The sequence below is a fragment of the Pseudomonas syringae group sp. J248-6 genome (genome assembly GCF_032586995.1).
Taxonomy (GTDB): Bacteria; Pseudomonadota; Gammaproteobacteria; order Pseudomonadales; family Pseudomonadaceae; genus Aquipseudomonas; species Aquipseudomonas amygdali.
In genome coordinates, this window is record NZ_JAWHOP010000021.1 from 36429 (window position 1) to 53010 (window position 16582).

Below are 16582 nucleotides of genomic sequence, written 5' to 3' on the forward strand. Positions count from 1 at the left end.
GTGCCAGACTCCGGCAGGCTTGAAACTGCCGAATAACCATACTGACGTTCCGGCAGGTATACTTCGGGGCTTTCGAATGTGGTCATTCAGGCGCAGTTATATATGGATATTTCCCCGGCACGCCGCTTCGACAAGGCCAACCTGGCTGTACTGGCGCTTCAGACGCTATTCTGGGGCGCTACGCTCACCTGGCTGTCCCACACCGGCGCAGGTTCATGGAAATGGCTGGTCCTGATTCCGTTCTGTCTGGTCATGCAGGGTGTGTTCTCGATGATGCACGAGGCGTTTCACAGCCTTGCGCACAGCGAAAAAACCCTCAATTACCTGATGATGTGGTGGGCTTCGACCCTGTTCGGGGCGTCCGCGACGCTGATCCACATCAATCACCTCGGGCACCACTCACGGAACCGCACACGTGCCGAACTGGCCGATTTTGCCATGCCGGATGAATCGCTGCTGCGTAAACGGCTGGAATACTATTTTGCGGTGCTCGGCGGTATCTGGCTGGCGGCGTTCGTCGGCAGCCTGCTGTTGCCCTTGCTGCCGCCACGTATAGCAGATCGATGGTCGCAGAGCGGTGAGGTCAATACTTACGCCGCGGCATTCAAGGATTTCTCGATCAGCGACTTTCGGCGCATCCGCAAGGAAGTCATCACCGGTATTATCGTCTGGCTGACGTGTGCCTATCTGTTTGGCTGGTCCTGGGAAGTGGTTCTGATTGCCTATATCGCATTCGGTTTTTCCTGGTCATCGCTGCAATGGGTCTATCACATGCGCACCCCGATAGATGTCGTCGAAGGTGCCTACAACATGCGCGCGCCACGCTTGGTCCGCTGGGCATTCCTCAACTTCAACTACAATCTGACTCACCACCGCCACTCACAGATGCATTGGCAGCTCATGCATGCGGCATCCAGTCTCAAGGAAACCCGCCCTCTATGGTTCGGCTGGCTGCAGGTGTTCATGCCTCCGCAGCGACTGCCCGATGACCTGACTCAGCTCGACAAGACCTACTTTTGATGCAGGCGGGTGAAGAGGTGAAAAGGGCCTTGTGGCGCTCGTTCATGGACAGTGCTCACGCCACGCTCGATCACTGGCAAGGTCTGTTCGAGCAGCCCGAGCAATCTCAGCAGCGTTTATTGATGCGTATGTTGTCGGCCAACCGTGACTGCGCCTTCGGCCAAGCCCATGATTTTGCCGGAATCCGCGATGCTGAAGAGTTTCGCAAGCGGGTACCTATTCATACCTATGCTCAACTGCAGCCCTGGATCGAGCGTGCGCAGCAGGAACAAGGGCCGATACTGACCGCCAGTCCGCCGCTGTTCTTCGAGCGCAGCAGTGGCAATAGTGCACTGCAGAAACACATCCCCTATACGCAGGAATTCCTTGGCCAATTGCAGGGTTCGTTGACGGTATGGCTGGCGGATATGTACCGCCAGGTCCCGGAGGTCAGCCATGGCAGCGGGTACTGGTCCATGTCGCCGCCCTTGCAGCAGCCTGCAATGACGGCCAACGGCATACCGATCGGCAGTGTCAGCGATCTGCAATATCTGCAAGGCAGTGCAATCGCGGGGCTGGCCGGCACATTGCTGATTCCTGAACTGGCCAGCGACGTGGCGCACTGGCGCAGGCAAACGCTGCTCGCCCTGATTGCAGATGCCGGGTTGAGCTTTATCAGCGTGTGGAGCCCGACGTTTCTTACCAGCCTGCTACAACCGTTGCTCGACACTGAAATGCTCGAAAGTCGGCAGATAGTTGCCTGGCTTGAAGAAAGGTTGCCGGTACCCCGCCAGAAAGCCTTGCGCCACGCGCTTGCTCATGGGGTATTCACCGAGTTGTGGCCTCGTCTGGCGGCGGTAAGCTCCTGGATGGACGGGCCGAGTCGCGTGTACGCCCAGCAACTGGCTGTGCGTTTTCCTCAGGCGCGCTGGTTAGCCAAAGGATTGTTCGCGACCGAAGGTGTGGTCAGCCTCCCGTTCGGGGAAGGGGCTGGCTGCCCGTTGGCGATAGGCAGTCATTATCTGGAATTCATCGGGGACGACGGGGTGCCGAAAGAGGCTCACTCCCTGCGCATGGGGGAAACCGCGCAAGTGCTGTTGACTACCGGTGCAGGTCTTTACCGATATGCACTGGGTGACCGGGTGCGCGTAGTCGGTAAACTCGCCGGAACGCCGCGTGTGGAGTTTGTCGGGCGCTGCGCAAGTACCTGTGACCTGGTGGGCGAGAAGCTCGATGAGCAAGTGGTCGAGCGAGCCCTTGCGCAATGCATGGACGCAGCCGACAGCGCATGCCTGATACCCGACTCCAGCAGCACACTGCCGCATTATGTGGTCCTTTTGTGCACCTCAACGACGACGCTGGCAAGCATTTGCCGCACTGCGTTGGCCAACGATATTGAAATGGCCCTGCAGCGTTCCTTTCACTATGCACACGCGCGCACACTGGGTCAGCTGGGTCCGGTGCGTATGCGTTTTGTCTGTGGCGGGGCGCAAAAACTCGCAGACTTGCTGCAGCGCGCTGCAGAGTCGACGGGCATTCGTGCAGGCGACGTCAAGCCGCGTGCATTGATCAGCCGTCTGGACACGGCTGAGGCGCTTCTTGCAATCACGGACGGATCTGAATGCACACAACGTTGAGCAGTGAAACCGATACCCATGGCGACGGCACACGTGAGCAGTGGTATGTGGCGTGCACGCAAAAGCAGCTGCGCAAAGGCAAGCCATACCGGGCCACGATACTCGGCCTGAATATCGTTCTGTTTCGCCGCAGCGATGGGCAGCCCGCTGCGCTGCTGGACCAATGTGTGCACCGTGGCACAAGGCTGTCAGCCGGCAAAATCAAGGATGATTGTCTGGTATGCCCGTATCACGGCTGGCGCTATGACGCGAACGGTCAAGTGGTACATATTCCCAGCGTAGACGCCAGGCAGGGCGCAGCGAAGTCGCCTGACTATCGCTACCGGCAGCGCCATTTTGCCGTCTGCGAGCAGGACGGCCTGGTCTGGGTTTACACCGGCACACGCGATGCTCGCGAAACACCGATGTTTCGGCTTCCGGCCTATGGCGAGCGGCCGTGGCAATCCTATTTCATGATCAACACCTTCGACGCCGATGTCGGCAGTCTGGTGCAGAATTTTCTGGACGTGCCGCACACGGTATTCGTTCACGAGGGTATTTTTCGTTCCAGCAGCGGTCGAACCATGGAAGCGACGCTCTCCTGCAAGGCGCAGAGCATTGAGGTTGTCTATCACGATGAAGTCGACGAGATCGGGATGATGCAATGGCTGACCAACCCGGACGCCGAGCCGCTTGTGCATACGGATCGTTTTCTCGCGCCTAATGTGACGTTTTGTGATTACCTCTGGGGGGCACGCTCAGGCTTTCTGATCGTGAGCCAGATCACGCCAGTCGATGATCGCCAGTCGCGCGTTTACACCTACATTGCATACCGTTTTCCAATGCCGGCCTGGGTTCTACGGATATTGCGTCCGTTCATCCATCTGTACACGCACATCGTCATTCAACAAGACGTCAAAATCATTCGGGCGCATCGCGAAGGGCTCGACAACGCCTCCGGTTTCAAGCCGTGCAATGTGCCTGCCGATGCAATCCATGTGGGCGTCGAGCAACTGCTTGCTGCGGTCCGGCGCGGCGAGGCGCTGCCGCAAGCACAGCGCCGCGAGCGGCGGATTCGATTCGAGCTTTGATCCCGCGATGCTTTAACTGACTTTCAGCCTCGGCTGCACTGAATCCGCCAGTTGCGTCAGGATCAGGCAACACGACACCGCGCCGGCATCCAGCACGCCAAGCGATCGTTCGCCCAGGCGACTCGCTCGGCCGATCTTCGCTACCAGGTCACGGGTTGAATCGCGCCCTTGTGATGCGGCGCTTTTCATCGCGTCAAGGGCTGCGCTGAATGACTCACCCCGGGCGTGGGCCTGCTCGAAAGCTTCGACGGCTGGAATCAGGGTGTCCATCAGGCATTTGTCGCCGATGCCGGCTTCGGTGATGTCCTGCAATGAAGTGAGGCCACCGCGCAGCAGTCTGGCGAAGGTGGCAGCGTCGATCTGCTCACAGCCGCGCACCTGATCGGCCATGCCGATAAACAGGCTGCCGTACAGTGGCCCCATGGAGCCGCCGATGCCTTCCATCAGGCTGAGGGTCAGTTCATCCAGTGCTTCGGCAAGGCTCAGTTGCCGGCCTTCAATGGTCCGGCCGCAATGGGCAAAGCCTTTGGCCATGTTAATGCCGTGGTCGCCGTCACCAATCGCGCCATCAACCTCGCTAAGGTATTCGCGGTTGGCGACGATCACGCTGACCAGATCAGTGACGATGGCAGTGCCGTCATGGGTGGCGAAATGCTGGCTCATGGTTCACTCCGTCTGGGTCATGCCGATGGAGCGGCAAGGGTGGTCGATCAGGGTTTTCAGTTCGGCGTCGAGGCCCAGTACGGTGAGGGTTACGCCCATCATTTCCAGCGATGTGAAGTAATTGCCGACGTAGCAGCGATGAATATGCAACCCCTTGGCCTTGAGCTGACTTTCGACTTCGGCGTAAAAAATATACAGCTCCATGACAGGTGTTGCGCCGAGACCGGATACCAGCACGACAACGCTGTCGTCAGCGCTGAAGTCGCGGTCGGCGAGGATAGGTGCCAGCATGCGCTCGGCCATCGCGGCTGCCGATTCGATAGCAATGACCTCTATGCCCGGTTCGCCGTGGTGGCCAATACCCAGCTCCATCTTGCCGTCCGGAATCTGAAAATTGGGTTTGCCGACCGCCGCAATGGTGCAGGGCGTCAAGCCGATACCTATTGAACGGCACTGATCCACGGCTTTCTGCGCGACTCTAATTACGCCATTCAGGTCATAACCTTGTGCGGCGGCAGCGCCACCGACTTTCCACATGAAAATTTCCCCGGCCACGCCACGACGTTTGGCGATATCGGATTTTGGTGCCGAGGCTACGTCATCGTTGGCGACCACGGTGCGGACTTGCAGATCCTTGCTGGCGGCCATTTTCATCGCCAGCTTCACGTTCATGTTGTCGCCCGCATAATTACCGTAAAGGCAGGCGATTCCAGCCCCATGATCGGCGGCACGGAAGGCGTCGAAAAAGCTTTTCGCAGTGGGCGAGGAGAAAATCTCGCCGACCGCTACGGCGTCCACCAGACCGGGGCCGACGTAGCCGAGAAAGGCCGGCTCGTGGCCCGACCCGCCACCCGTGACAATGCCGACGGAGCCTTGCACGGAAGGCCGCGCTTTGCTGATAACCCGAGGGTTATTGTCACTCTGCGTCAGTTCGGGGTGCGCGACCAGAATGCCGCGCAGCATGTCCTCGACCACTTGGTCCGGGTCGTTTATCACTCGGTTCATAACGCGATTTCCTGTGTTCTTTTTATAAGGATCGGGTGGGTCAAGGTTGCAGAACGACCTTCAATGATTTGTCGCCACGCTCCATGACCGCGAACGCCTCCTTGAACTCCGCCAGGGGGAATTTGTGCGTGACGACATCGCGCATGTCGATCTTGCGATTGCCGATGAAGTCGATGGCGCGCGGGTACATGTAGGGCCCCAGATGGGAGCCGAGTACGTCCAGTTCCTTGCGATCGCCAATGATTGACCAGTCCACCGTGGCCTCGTCGTTGAACACGCTGAACTCCACAAAACGCCCGAGTTTACGCAGCATCGCCAGGCCCTGATTGACCGCCTTGTGATGCCCGGTGGCTTCTATATAGATGTCGCAGCCGTAGCCGCCGGTGATCTCACGGATCTTCGCCAGTACATCGACCTCGGCCGGGTTCCACACCTCGTCAGCGCCCATGCGCAAGGCGAGGGCGGCGCGCTCGGGCTTCATGTCCAGCACGATGAGTTTTTTCGGGTTGCGCATACGCACTGCGCCAATGATCCCGAGGCCCAGCGTGCCCGCACCGGCGACCACCACGATGTCGTCGAAATCGACATTGGCTCGTTCTGCCGCGTGCAATGAGCAGGCCAGCGGTTCGATCAGGATCGCTTCGTCCGGGGCAATCGAATCCGGCACTTTATGGATGATGCCTTCTTTGGTGAAGATCATGTACTGGGCCATCGCGCCCTGCACGTTGTTCTGAAAACCGTACAGGTCGTGTTTCTGACACATCCAGTATTGCCCGTGGTTGCAGAAACGGCAGCCCCAGCATGGGACGATCTGCTCGGAAATCACCCGGTCGCCGATCTGCACGCCACGCTTTTCTGCGCCTGGGCCGAGTGCGACCACCCGGCAGACAAATTCATGGCCCGGAATCATCGGTGGCTTAACGTAACGGGGCTGCTCGGCATCGCCCCAGAATGACGGAGCGCCGCGGTAGGTCTTGATGTCGCCCATGCAAATCCCGCACAGCTCTACCTTGGTGAGGATTTCGTCGGGGCCTGGCGTCGGCACATCTACGGTCTCGAGCCGATAGTCTTCCGGGCCATAGCAAACCACGGCCTGCATGGTGGACGGAATCACGGGAGAGAGTTGTTCGGCGGTGCGTTCAATGACGGTGGACATGACGATAAACCTCGCAGCAGAAAAGTGAATTACTGGATGCTGTAGCCGCCGTCGATCACCACGTTTTCGCCGGTGATCATGCTGGCGGCATCGCTGAGCAGGTACAGGGCCAGCCCGGCTATTTCCTCCGGCTGGGCGAAGCGGCCTGCCGGGATCTGCGATTTGGCCCGCTCTCCGACTTCGCCCGCCCAGGCTTTTTTGCCCAGCGCGGTCTCGACGATGGTGGGCGAGATGGCATTGACGTTGATGTGCGGTGCCCACTCCATGGCCAGTACTTTGGTCATGCCGACCACGGCAGCCTTGCTTGCGCAGTAGGCGACGTGCCGGTCCAGGCCGATTACGGCGGCCTGCGAGGCGAGGTTGACGATGCGCCCGCTGCCTTGGGTGAGCATGTGCCGGGCGCAGGCCTGCGCCACGAAAAAGCTGGCTTTCAGATTGATATCCAGAGTGGTGTCCCAAGCCTCTTCGCTGACATCGACAGCCTTGTCCAGCACGGCAACACCGGCGCTGTTGACCAGATAGTCGATGCGCTTGAAGTGCTCGAACACGGTGTCGATGGTGCTGTTGACCTGATCGATCCTGCGCAGATCGACTGTGATGCCGATGTTCCCGCTGCCAAGGCTGGCAGCCACGTCGACCACTGCCAGGTCCCGGTCCAGAAGTGCGACCCGCGCGCCTCGCTCGACCAGCAGGCGGGCACAGGCAAGACCAATCCCTGCGGCCCCGCCAGTAATGACCGCGCAACGGCCATTGAGATCGAAGGCCTTGTTCCAGAATTCAGACATGAAAATGACTCCTGTAGCGCTGGTTGATTGATGATTCGTCACGCTCTGCGTGTTGCCGCACACGCAAGATGGGACGCAGAGCGCCCAGAGCTGCGCTCCCACGCTGGAGCGAACGGTGCCGGCAGGGACACCTCTCGTTCCTCAGGCTCCGCGTGGGAATGCCTTTCGTGACGCTCCGCGTCACAAATCTGCGCTACGACGCTTGGCTTACTTGCCGCCGCTGACCTGTTGATACAGCGCATCGGCGTTGGCGTCAGTGACCGGCACCCAGGGCAGGATGTAGTTCTTGTCCGTGCCGTCGCCCCATTTGACGTCCTTGGCGTAGCGTTGCCAGATCACCGACTGCGGCTTGTAGTCTTTCCCGGCCAGGGCGCGCAGGGCGACATCAAGTGCGCCCTGGGATTGCGCCTGAGCGTCTTGCAGGAAGGTGGTGATTTCATTTTTCTTCGCCGCCTGAATCGCATCAGGCATGCCGTCGATGGAGGTGATCGGCACGTCCGCAGGCTTCAGATTGCGGGATTTCACCGCTTGCAGGGCTCCGAGAGCCATGTCGTCGTTCTGCGAGATGATCCCGGAGATACCGCCGTTCTGATGCGCGTTGAGCCAGTCTTCGGTCAGCGTCTGGGCTTCGGCACGTGACCAGTTGGCGGTTTTCTTCTCGATGATCTTCATGTCCGGGTGTTTGCTCAGGACTTCCAGCTCGCCCTTTTCCCGATCAATCTGTGCCGACTGGCCAATCGGCCCCTGAATGATCACCACATTGCCTTTGCCTTTGAGCTTGTCGACCATGGCCTGTGCCTGGAGGCGACCGCCCTCGACATCGTCGTTACCGACGTAGGGCACTTTGTTGCCGGCAACCCGGGTGTTGGAAGCGATCACCGGAATGTCGTTCTCCATCGCCCTTGCCACGGTGCCGACGCCTGCCTTGGTGTCGATGGGCACAAAAATGATCGCATCGTAGTGCTGAGTGATCATGGTTTCGATCTGGTTGTTCTGGGTCAGTGCGTCGTAATTGCCGTCGAACACGGTGATCTTCACGGTGCCGTCCTTGACCGCCGGATGCTCCTTGAGCTCACGCACCCAGTTCTGCATGAACTGCCCCTTGAGGCCGTATACCGCCGCGCCGATTTTGTAGGTTTTGCCATCGGCGGCCAGGGTGATGCTGCTGGCGAGCAGGGAGAGCGCCGCAACAGCGGCCAGGGATGTACCGAATTTCATGATGAGAACCTCGTTATTGTTGTAATCAGTCGTTCATACAGAGGAAAAGGCCTGGGCTCTGTACGTAAAGTGGCTGCGCTCGGTGATGCTGCGTTAAAAACAGGCTCGGAATGCTCATTTACAACACGTAGACTCCGCTTCCTCGCCTGTTTTTGCCTTGCCTGACCTTCGCTCGCCGACTTTTCGTACAGAACCTAGCGTTTTTTCTTGCGCCACACGTCAATCAACACCGCAAACACGATGATCAGGCCCTTGGCGACCTGCTGGTAATAGGAGGACACGCCGAGCAGGTTCAGGCCGTTGTTGATAACCCCGATCAGCAATGCGCCGAACAGTGTGCCGACGATGCTGCCGGTGCCTCCCGACAGACTGGTGCCGCCGATGACCACCGCGGCGATAGCGTCCAGCTCATAAGACATACCGGCCTGGGGCAGGGCGGAGGTGGTTCTGGCGGACAACACCACGCCAGCCAGTCCCGCCAGCAGCCCGGAAACCACGTACACCGAAAACATCACCTTGCGCACACCGATCCCGGAGGTACGCGCGCTCTTTTCGTTGCCGCCGACGGCGTACACATAGCGGCCATAAGTGGTGTAGCGCAGGACCATCCAGAAAATCAGCGCGACTACGGCAAAGATGATGATGGGCACGCCAATCGGGCCGACCCTTCCGATGCCCAGCACCAGATACTCTTCGGGCAAGTCCGTCACCGGGCTGCCGTCATTGAGGATGAAGGTCATGCCACGGGCGATACTGAGCATGCCCAGGGTGGCCACAAACGGCGGGATTGAAAGGTTGGCGACCATGAAGCCGTTGACCACGCCGAGCATGGCCCCGGCGAACATACCGGCGCTGACCGCAGCCAGAAGGCCGTAACCCTGCGTCGCCACCAGCGCGCTGCACAACCCGGCGAACGCCAGAATAGAGCCGACGGAAAGGTCGATGCCCTTGGTCAGAATCACGTAAGTCATGCCGACCGCGAGAATGCCGTTGATCGAGGTCTGGCGCAGGATGTCCATCCAGTTGCGCCAGGTCATGAAATATTCACTGGCGAAGGCCATCACCAGGCACAGCAGAATAAACACCAGCGGCAGGCCAAAGCGATCGACGGACAAACGCAGGCGGCTGCGTGGCGCAGTGGTAGCAGGGGCGATAATGGTTTTGGCATTCATGAGGCAAGACTCAGCAGGACTTCCTGGGAAAGATCGGCATCGCTGCTGATGGTCACCAGCCTGCCACCCTTGAACACAGCGATTCGGTCACTCAGGCGCAACAGTTCCGGTGCTTCCGACGAAACCACGATGGCGGCCCCGCCAGCGCGTACGAACTGATCCAGCAGGTGATAGATTTCCTGTTTGGCGCCCTCGTCAATGCCTCGGGTCGGCTCGTCGCAGAGCAGGCAGACCGGCTCGGTCGAAAGGCATTTGGCGAGGACCACTTTCTGCTGGTTGCCGCCGCTCATCGACGCAACGGGCAGGTCCAGTGATGCGGTCTTGATCTGCAGGCGTCTGACCATGTCTTCGGCCAGCTTGTGCTCTTTGCGCGCATCGATCAGCGACCAGTTCGACAGCTGTCTGTAAGCCGACAAGGCGATGTTGGAAAGGATGCTGCCACTGAGTACCAGGCCGCTGTCCTTGCGGTCTTCGGTGACCAGTGAAACGCCTGCGCGGATGGTTGCCTTGGGCAGGCCGATCGGCATGGGTTTGCCTTGCAGGGTGACGCTGCCCGAGTCGGGAATGGTCAGGCCGTACAGGCAGTTGAGAAACTCACTGCGACCCGAGCCCATCAGCCCGTAGATGCCGAGAATTTCACCGTGACGCACGTGCAGGCTGATGTCTTCGAATTCGCCGTTGCGGCTCAGGCTCTCGACATTCAGGCAGCACTCGGCGGCGCATTCACGACCGGCCTTGTGGTCGATGCGCTGCAGCTCCTGGCCCACGATACCGCGCACCAGGTGTGCCCGGTCGATATCAGCCATGCGCCCGCTTTCGACGAAAGCGCCATCGCGAAAGATGCTGTAGTCGTCGGCGATCTGCGCCAGCTCGCTGAGGCGGTGAGAGACATAGATGATGCCGGCGCCTCGGGCAGCCAGTCGGCGAATGGCCTTGAACAGGGTTTGCGCCTCGCGCTCGCCAATCGCCGAGGTGGGCTCGTCCATGATCATCACTTCACAGTCGTGACTGAATGCCTTGGCAATCTCCACCAGCTGTATCTGCGCCACACTCAGCAAGTGCATGGGGCTGGTGGCGTCGACATCGAACTCAAGTTCTTCCAGCAGCTCGCGGGTGCGCCGATTCAGTTCCTTGCTGTCTACGATGCACCCGGCCCGGCGTGGTTCGCGGCCCAGCCAGATATTCTCGGCGACGGTCATGAAGGGGATCGGCTCCAGTTCCTGGGTGATCATTGCGATTCCGGCTGCGAGGGCGTCGCCAGGACGGCTGAACTGCACCGGTTCGCCGTTGAGCAGGATGGTCCCGGCATCGCGCTGGGTGATGCCCATCAGAATACTCAGGAAGGTGGACTTGCCCGCGCCATTGCCGCCACACAGGGCATGCACGCTCCCGGCTCGTAATGACAGACGCCCGTCACGCAGGGCGGGAATACCGGCGTAAGCCTTGGTGACATTTTCAGCCTGGAGCAGTAATGGCGTAGCCATTGGCGTGTCCTCGTGCTGTGAATTCTTATTAGATGCACTGATGCGTTGCTCAGTGAGCATATGTGTATCAAATGAAATTCTGATCAGTCAATCTCTTTCATATAAAAGTTTTGGAGCATCGATTTTTGGCGTCTCCTATCGTAAATGAGAGCTTTTGCTCAGTGTTCATGCAAAAAAGCCGCTTGACAGTACGTCGCTAATGCCCGAGAAACGACTGATCGGAATTTCACCGATTGAACATTTGGTCAGACAATAAGAACTCGGCAGCGGAGCCTGATGCCATGAACACACCTTTCCCGGTGGCTATCGGATGTGATGAAGCGGGTTATGAACTCAAGGAACTGTTGAAGCGCCATATCGAGTCACTGGGTTATCCGGTGACTGACTTCGGCACGCATTCCACTGCCCCGGTGCTCTATCCGGACATTGCTCTGGCAGTCGCCACGGCGATCAATGCCGGCCAGCAGCGTCTTGGCGTGCTGGTCTGTGGTACCGGAATAGGTATGGCCATCTCTGCCAACAAGGTCTTTGGCATTCGTGCAGCTCAGGCTCACGACACTTACTCGGCAGAGCGGGCACGCAAGAGCAACGATGCGCAAATTCTTTCCGTCGGTGCACGAGTGATCGGTGCGGAACTGGCGAAAAGCATCGTCAAATCGTTTCTGGAGTCGGAGTTCGAGGCGGCTCGCTCCGGCGCCAAGGTCGAGCGTATTAACGCGATAGAGCGTGACGGGCACCAATAGTGAGTAGACGGCACAGGGCGGGAGTAGAGAGAATGCGCCTTTGACGTCGAAACGGAAGCTCGTCCACATGAGTGACAGTACCCAGCGCATGGCCAGCGACATCGATCTGATGACTGAAGTCGCGATGCTCTATTACCTTGAGAACGTCACTCAGGAAGCCATCGCCAAACGCTTTGACCTGTCGCGCGCAAAAGTCAGTCGGCTGCTCAAGCGCGCACGCGATGAAGGTATTGTCGAAGTGCGCGTGCTGCAGCACCCGGCAATGAACAACGAGCTGGAGCTGGCGCTGGTAGAGCGCTTTCAGCTCGACAGGGCGCTGATAGCAGTCGACCACAGCGACCCCGACACCCAACGCTCGGCGGTCGCCAGCCTGGTTGCCAACTACCTGAACAAAACCCTGAGCGATGGAATGATCGTTGCCGTGGGCATGGGCCGTAATGTCGGCGCAGTGGCGGATAACGTGTTTTTGCCGGTCACGCGCAACTGCACATTTGTCTGCGCCATTGGCGGTTCGCTCAAGGCTGGCGAATACATGAACCCCGATCATATCTGCCGCCGTCTGGCGCTGCGTTTCGGTGGCGAAAGTGAAAGCCTGTACGCGCCGGCGCTGGTGGCCAACCCCGAGCTGCGCAGCATTCTGATCAGCAATGACACTGTGCGCTCCACACTGGACCGTGCCCGCCGCGCAGACATGGCGCTGATTGGTATCGGTGACATGAGCGAAAACAGCAACATGGTGCGTATGGGCTGGTTTTCCCCGCAGGAGATTGCCCAGGCCAGATTGTCCGGTACCGTGGGCGACATGATGGGCTATGATTTCATCGATATTCACGGCCAGCCGGCAGTCAATGCCATTCAGGGCAGGGTTATCGGCCTGACCGTGCAAGAGCTGTTTCGTATCCCGGATGTAGTGGCCATCGCCAGCGAAAACACCAAAGCCGCCGCCACGCTGGGTGCATTGCGCTCAGGTGTGATCAATACCCTGGCGACCACTGTCACTAACGCCCATACCATCCTTGCGCTGGATGACGCGACGCGCAAAAACTGAACCGACACGCAGGATGGCGTGGCGTCGAAAAACCTCTGCAGCGCAAGGTCATAACAAGAAAGGACAAGGACGATGATTCTGAAAGTGACAGGTATCGTGATCGCGATACTGAGTTTTATTCTGCTGTTCATGGGGGCGCAACTGGTCGCTGCCGGGGGCTCTCCCGCCTACTCGATCATTGCTCTGGTCTTGCTGGCCACGGCAACCCTGATCTTTCTGAAAAAGAAGTCGGCGCTGACCCTGTACGCATTGCTTATGTGGGGGATTCTGATCTGGATCATCTACGAAGTCGGCTTTGACAAATGGCAATGGATCCCCCGCGGTGACCTGTTTGCGCTGATCGGCCTCTGGCTGGCGCTGCCCTGGGTGGTGCGGCCGCTTTATCAGGCTGGCTCGAGCTTCGATAAGCGTCGTTTTCATCCCTTCCTTGGCAGTACGCTGGGGGTGATGCTGGTGATTGTGGTTGCGCTGATGTTTCATGACCCGTACCCGCTTCAAGGGCAGATCAGTAATGCAACGCCCACCCGTAGCGCCGAGTCGGCAGGCAAGGACTGGGCAGCGTATGGCGGAACCACTGCCGGTCAGCGTTTTTCCAGTCTTGATCAGATCACCCCGAAGAACGTCGGCAAGCTGTCGGTCGCTTGGGAGTACCACACCGGCGACCTGCGTGACGCAGGCAAGGATGCGGGCGAGTACACCTTTGAAGCGACGCCGCTGAAGATCAACGACCGGGTGTATGTGTGTACGCCGCATAATGAAGTGCACGCGTTGAACCCACAGACCGGGGCACTGACCTGGAAATACACGCCCGAGAAAAAACGCTCTTACCTGCAGCAGCATCAGACCTGCCGGGGCGTCAGCTATTATTCCGCTGCATCCAGCTCGACTGGCCAGGTGCCACAGCCCGCTCAATGCGCAAAACGCATCATTACTGCCACCGCAGATGCCAGGCTGGTCGCGCTTGATGCAGACACCGGTAAATTGTGCGGCGATTTCGGCAATGGTGGCGTGATCGACTTGAGCGTCAATATGGGCGAGATTCGTCCACACGCGCTGATGCAGACCTCTGCGCCACTGATTGCAGGCGAATTGATCGTGATTGGCAGTTCGGTGATGGATAACGGCTACGACGACGGCAACCCGTCCGGCGTCATCCGCGCCTATAACGTCATGACTGGCCAGTTGGTGTGGAACTTCGATCCGCAAAACCCGGACATTACCCAGCCAATAGCGGCCGACCAGAACTACCCACAAGACACACCTGTTGCCTGGGCAACCCTGAGCGCCGATGTTGAAAACGGTCTCGTGTACGTTCCCTTCGGCAATGCCTCGCCCGACGAAACCGGCACCCGGCGTGACCCCGGCAGCAATACCGAGAAGTTTCGCGATGCACTGGTGGCGCTGGACTTGAAAACAGGTGCGCTGCGCTGGAAGTTTCAGTCGTCGAACAATGACCTGTGGGATCGCGACAACCCTTCACAGCCTTCACTGCTTGCCGTGGGAAAAGACGGCAACAGGCAGCCTGCGTTGTTGTTGCCGACCAAAGTCGGGAATATCTTCGTGCTCAACCGCCTGACCGGCGAGCCGATAGTGCCTGTTGACCAGGTCAGCGTTCGCACCGAAGGCGGTGTTGCGGGCGAGCGTTTCGCGGCGACCCAGCCGGTCTCAAGGCTTAACTTCATCCCCCCGGCGTTGACCGAGAAGTCCATGTGGGGCATTACGCCTTTCGATCAGATGGCCTGCCGGATTACCTACAACTTACTTCGTTATGACGGCAATCCCTGGACACCTGCCACGGAGGCGGGCTCGCTGATCTATCCCGGCAACATCGGTGTGTTCAACTGGGGCTCGGTGGCGGTTGATCCTGACCGCCAATTGTTGATGGCAACACCGGTACGCCTTGCTTACATCTACAACCTGATCAAGCGACCCGATCAGGACGCGCAAAAGCGTTTGTTCACTCAGGAAGGCAAGCCGTACTGGAACGAAAACTTCAACGGTGACTACGCCATCCGCATCTCAAGGTTCGCCTCCAGCCTTGGCATTCCCTGCACTGCGCCACCATGGGGAACCCTGGCAGGGGTCGATCTGGCCACCGGAAAAACCGAATGGACACGCCGGGTTGGCACCACCAAAAACCTCAAGACCAGCTTCATGCAGGAGCGTTTTCCAGTCGGTTTTCCGATGGGCATGGTCGCCCATGGTGGTCCGCTGGTTACCGCAGGCGGTCTGGTATTCCATGGGGCGACAGCGGATAACTTCTTTCGCGCTTACGATGTGAATAACGGAGACGTGCTCTGGGAGCATGAATTGCCGGCTGGAGGGCAAGCGACACCTTCGACCTATACCGGCAGTGATGGCAAACAGTACGTGATCATTGCGGCTGGCGGCCACGGATCCCTTGGTACGACACTGGGTGACAGTGTGATTGCCTTCCGGCTTGATTGAGATCGGGTCAGGGCGGGGGAAAGGGCCGGAACAGGCCCTTTTCAGCATTTGCATGATGCATCTGCATCGCGTCAGGCAGTATCAGCCGCCTGCCATCCAGCGTGCCAGACCGTGCCGGCCGCTGACGCCGAGTTTGGCGGTGGCGCGCTTGAGGTAGGTTTCCACCGAGCTGTTTTTCACCTTCAGGCGCTGCGCCATTTCGGCCACAGTGCCACCGGTCAGCAAACCCAGGCACACCTCCTGCTCGCGTGCAGACAGAGTGACTGAATCCTGTGCCAGCCTGCCACTGAAAGCTTGATCCAGAGAACCGGGCTCGGGCTCGATACGGGGCTTGCGATGGCCTGCCTGGGCAAGGATTTGCGCATGATGCTCGACCAGCGGCAACAGTGTGTCGGAGAGACTCTTGAGTAATGAAAGCTCGGTCAGGGAAAACGCGCGCAGGGAAGTCAACCGATAAACGCAGATGATCCGTCGACGGTCACCGCTGCTGGAAACGAGATTGCACTGGTGAGTGTTTTGCTGTGGGCGTTGCGCGTCAAGCGGGGTTTTGAGCTGGACCAGCAACGGTGCCTGCATGTCCAGAATGCTTGATAGCAGAGGATGGTCTGTTGTTTCGGGGCTCGGAGGATCGTGCTGCAGGCCGGCGCTGCCGAGCAGATTGATGCGACTGATACTGCTCTGACGCACGTCCAGTGTCCATTCACTGAGGTCAAGCCCGTGAATAGGCACCAGCGCATCCACCAATTGCAACATCTGCTCGGAAAATGTGGCGGCACCGGTACTGGAAACCAGTTGAGCCAATTGCAGATAGAAGCGTGGATCGTCGCTGTATTCGAAATGTTGCGCCGTGTTCATCTTGAGCTTTCCTGATTCCGACCGCGCAAAAAGGACCTTGGTCGACTGCCGCGCGGTAACTACTGATTGCAATAACTGACAAGCCTGATGACTGGACTGGGTCTTTGGTATTCAGCCAAAGCTTTTGTCGTGCGTCTGTAACGGAAAACGGGGACAGATTTTCAACCTGCCAAACATGTATAAGCGATGAAGAGTGGCTATAAGCCAGTCTCCGGGGTCTGTCCGGGTTTAAGGGGCCATACATAGGCAGGTCGGCAGTGCTTAATCCGCGGCCTACCTGTCAAGAAGGACCTTGAGCC

Annotated in this window: 14 protein-coding genes; 6 read left to right on the forward strand and 8 right to left on the reverse strand. The window is 58.8% G+C overall.

Translation table 11 applies throughout. The features are described 5' to 3' along the window. The first annotated feature begins 102 nt into the window (after positions 1-102). Genes RYC17_RS21820 through RYC17_RS21830 form a run of 3 tightly spaced genes read left to right on the forward strand, consistent with a single transcriptional unit; the run spans position 103 to position 3706 of the window. Positions 103-1020 (forward strand): fatty acid desaturase, encoded by a 918-nt coding sequence (locus tag RYC17_RS21820; RefSeq protein WP_058401542.1) that lies wholly within the window; start codon positions 103-105, stop codon positions 1018-1020. Further along, positions 1020-2636: a GH3 auxin-responsive promoter family protein gene (locus RYC17_RS21825; RefSeq protein ID WP_316889816.1), complete on the forward strand. Its 1617-nt coding sequence runs from the start codon at positions 1020-1022 to the stop codon at positions 2634-2636. Before RYC17_RS21820 ends, RYC17_RS21825 begins: the two co-directional genes overlap by 1 nt. Then, positions 2621-3706 carry an aromatic ring-hydroxylating dioxygenase subunit alpha gene (locus tag RYC17_RS21830; RefSeq protein WP_316904445.1) on the forward strand — a complete coding sequence of 362 codons (1086 nt, stop codon included), beginning with the start codon at positions 2621-2623 and terminating at the stop codon, positions 3704-3706. The genes RYC17_RS21825 and RYC17_RS21830 overlap by 16 nt, the downstream gene beginning before the upstream one ends. Positions 3707-3718: 12 nt before the next feature. Here RYC17_RS21830 and dhaL read toward each other — a convergent pair whose 3' ends face one another. From dhaL to RYC17_RS21865, 7 genes are all read right to left on the reverse strand, one after another. Beyond that, entirely contained in the window at positions 3719-4369 is a 651-nt protein-coding gene (gene dhaL / locus RYC17_RS21835) for a dihydroxyacetone kinase subunit DhaL (protein ID WP_316904447.1), read from the reverse strand. Positions 4370-4372: 3 nt separating this feature from the next. Continuing rightward, positions 4373-5374 carry a dihydroxyacetone kinase subunit DhaK gene (locus RYC17_RS21840; protein WP_058401546.1) on the reverse strand — a complete coding sequence of 334 codons (1002 nt, stop codon included), beginning with the start codon at positions 5372-5374 and terminating at the stop codon, positions 4373-4375. A gap of 40 nt (positions 5375-5414) precedes the next feature. Further along, positions 5415-6530 (reverse strand): erythritol/L-threitol dehydrogenase, encoded by a 1116-nt coding sequence (locus RYC17_RS21845; protein WP_005777414.1) that lies wholly within the window; start codon positions 6528-6530, stop codon positions 5415-5417. Between the two features lie 29 nt (positions 6531-6559). Then, a complete protein-coding gene (locus tag RYC17_RS21850) occupies positions 6560-7315 on the reverse strand; it encodes a GolD/DthD family dehydrogenase (protein WP_316889820.1) in 756 nt (251 codons plus the stop codon). Positions 7316-7522: 207 nt separating this feature from the next. Further along, the gene (locus tag RYC17_RS21855) at positions 7523-8533 is read right to left on the reverse strand and encodes a substrate-binding domain-containing protein (RefSeq protein ID WP_057403056.1); all 1011 of its coding nucleotides are present in this window, start codon (positions 8531-8533) and stop codon (positions 7523-7525) included. Between the two features lie 194 nt (positions 8534-8727). Beyond that, positions 8728-9705, reverse strand: coding sequence for an ABC transporter permease (locus RYC17_RS21860; protein WP_316904448.1), 978 nt, complete (start codon positions 9703-9705; stop codon positions 8728-8730). Beyond that, complete coding sequence (locus RYC17_RS21865; RefSeq protein ID WP_316904449.1) at positions 9702-11189, reverse strand: sugar ABC transporter ATP-binding protein; 1488 nt, start codon at positions 11187-11189, stop codon at positions 9702-9704. Before RYC17_RS21865 ends, RYC17_RS21860 begins: the two co-directional genes overlap by 4 nt. A gap of 281 nt (positions 11190-11470) precedes the next feature. Between RYC17_RS21865 and rpiB the strand changes: the two genes are divergently transcribed. From rpiB to RYC17_RS21880, 3 genes are all read left to right on the forward strand, one after another. Continuing rightward, positions 11471-11932 carry a ribose 5-phosphate isomerase B gene (rpiB, locus tag RYC17_RS21870; RefSeq protein ID WP_024671533.1) on the forward strand — a complete coding sequence of 154 codons (462 nt, stop codon included), beginning with the start codon at positions 11471-11473 and terminating at the stop codon, positions 11930-11932. 67 nt (positions 11933-11999) lie between these two features. After that, complete coding sequence (locus RYC17_RS21875; protein WP_004662175.1) at positions 12000-12980, forward strand: sugar-binding transcriptional regulator; 981 nt, start codon at positions 12000-12002, stop codon at positions 12978-12980. Between the two features lie 72 nt (positions 12981-13052). Beyond that, positions 13053-15428: a membrane-bound PQQ-dependent dehydrogenase, glucose/quinate/shikimate family gene (locus tag RYC17_RS21880; protein WP_316904450.1), complete on the forward strand. Its 2376-nt coding sequence runs from the start codon at positions 13053-13055 to the stop codon at positions 15426-15428. 81 nt (positions 15429-15509) lie between these two features. On the opposite strand, the gene RYC17_RS21885 is transcribed toward RYC17_RS21880, so the two are convergent. Continuing rightward, a complete protein-coding gene (locus RYC17_RS21885; RefSeq protein WP_219171621.1) occupies positions 15510-16283 on the reverse strand; it encodes a helix-turn-helix transcriptional regulator in 774 nt (257 codons plus the stop codon). Between the last annotated feature and the right edge of the window lie 299 nt (positions 16284-16582).

Coding starts and splice junctions, on each gene's coding strand:
- rpiB (WP_024671533.1), top strand. CDS start 11,471: ATGAACACACCTTTCCCGGTGGCTATCGGATGTGATGAAGCGGGTTAT.
- RYC17_RS21830 (WP_316904445.1), top strand. CDS start 2,621: ATGCACACAACGTTGAGCAGTGAAACCGATACCCATGGCGACGGCACA.
- RYC17_RS21885 (WP_219171621.1), bottom strand. CDS start 16,283: ATGAACACGGCGCAACATTTCGAATACAGCGACGATCCACGCTTCTAT.
- RYC17_RS21875 (WP_004662175.1), top strand. CDS start 12,000: ATGAGTGACAGTACCCAGCGCATGGCCAGCGACATCGATCTGATGACT.
- RYC17_RS21850 (WP_316889820.1), bottom strand. CDS start 7,315: ATGTCTGAATTCTGGAACAAGGCCTTCGATCTCAATGGCCGTTGCGCG.
- RYC17_RS21865 (WP_316904449.1), bottom strand. CDS start 11,189: ATGGCTACGCCATTACTGCTCCAGGCTGAAAATGTCACCAAGGCTTAC.
- RYC17_RS21855 (WP_057403056.1), bottom strand. CDS start 8,533: ATGAAATTCGGTACATCCCTGGCCGCTGTTGCGGCGCTCTCCCTGCTC.
- RYC17_RS21820 (WP_058401542.1), top strand. CDS start 103: ATGGATATTTCCCCGGCACGCCGCTTCGACAAGGCCAACCTGGCTGTA.
- RYC17_RS21860 (WP_316904448.1), bottom strand. CDS start 9,705: ATGAATGCCAAAACCATTATCGCCCCTGCTACCACTGCGCCACGCAGC.
- RYC17_RS21840 (WP_058401546.1), bottom strand. CDS start 5,374: ATGAACCGAGTGATAAACGACCCGGACCAAGTGGTCGAGGACATGCTG.
- RYC17_RS21845 (WP_005777414.1), bottom strand. CDS start 6,530: ATGTCCACCGTCATTGAACGCACCGCCGAACAACTCTCTCCCGTGATT.
- RYC17_RS21880 (WP_316904450.1), top strand. CDS start 13,053: ATGATTCTGAAAGTGACAGGTATCGTGATCGCGATACTGAGTTTTATT.
- RYC17_RS21825 (WP_316889816.1), top strand. CDS start 1,020: ATGCAGGCGGGTGAAGAGGTGAAAAGGGCCTTGTGGCGCTCGTTCATG.
- dhaL (WP_316904447.1), bottom strand. CDS start 4,369: ATGAGCCAGCATTTCGCCACCCATGACGGCACTGCCATCGTCACTGAT.